The following is a 365-nucleotide window of genomic DNA, read 5'->3' as shown; positions in this document are numbered from 1 at the left end:
GCTTGGTTGGTACAGCATTCACGCAGCCCGCAAGCGCGGGCCCCGCAGCATTGATCGGCAAGGCCCGCGGTGTGTATTCGCGGTGGAAGCCAGATACGTCAGTACCAAACGCCAAGATGCCGTTGGAATACACCCGTACACTGGAATAGTTGACGCCCCCAAAAGTAAAAGTAAAACCCGAGGGAAAGGCAACATCTGCCCAGTCATCGTCCCCATTGGGGTAGGAGGTGCACCCGGGTGCTGCGCCGCTGGTATGCCAGGTTAAGCTGGTGGCCGCGCCCGAAGGCGTGTCGTAGGCGAATGTGTCGGAGCGGTAGGCGTAGGTGGCTGCTTGTGCGCCGACACCGACCAACAATAGCCAGAAC

At 60.0% G+C, this 365-nt stretch carries 1 protein-coding gene; it reads right to left on the bottom strand.

The features are described 5' to 3' along the window. Positions 1-365 (bottom strand): hypothetical protein (locus AC1D1Y_RS26910; protein ID WP_477685026.1); only part of this gene is annotated, 365 nt, incomplete at both ends.

The organism is Polaromonas sp. P1_G1 (assembly GCF_056405595.1).
The sequence above is the reverse complement of the archived record's forward strand: the minus strand, read 5'-3'. Positions and strand labels throughout refer to the sequence as shown.